General features: G+C 44.3%; 1 protein-coding gene. It reads right to left on the bottom strand.

The features are described from left to right. On the bottom strand, positions 1-515 hold a 515-nt coding region (locus R7Z77_RS28505), incomplete at both ends, for a TolC family protein (protein WP_318137455.1).

Raw genomic sequence — 515 nt, forward strand, 5'->3', positions numbered from 1 at the left:
CAGGGTGAGATTCAAATGCCAAGTCAATCGCTTCATCGATTGTGTATGGGATGAAGTTTTGATCCGCGCGTGGGAAGATCAATCCTTGTGGCGATTGTCCGACAAGACGCGTAAACATCGTTTGGCTATCAAACAGGTTATTTTGAGCCGCAACTAAGTTACCGTGCGCTTTTGCTAAACGCGCCTCAACTTGAGTCAGGTCTGCGGTCGAGCCGATACCTGAGTTGACACGTTTTTTAATGTCTTCATAAATTTTCTTATGAACTTTCAGGTTGTTCTCTGAAAGAGAAAGAATTTCATACGCTTTAACAGAATCTAAGTACACCTTAGTCACTTCCAACGCAGTGTCTTGCGCATCCGCAAGTAGTTGGTATCGCACAGATTCTGCATCTGCAGCAGTACGGTCCATATCATTAAGAGTGGCAGAGCCATCCCAAATCAATTGCGTTAAAGTGATAGTGGCTTCTTTACGAGTCAGATCGGTTGAGTCTCGTCCTGATTCTGCAGGATTTATA

Source organism: Vibrio sp. 1401, assembly GCF_033340295.1.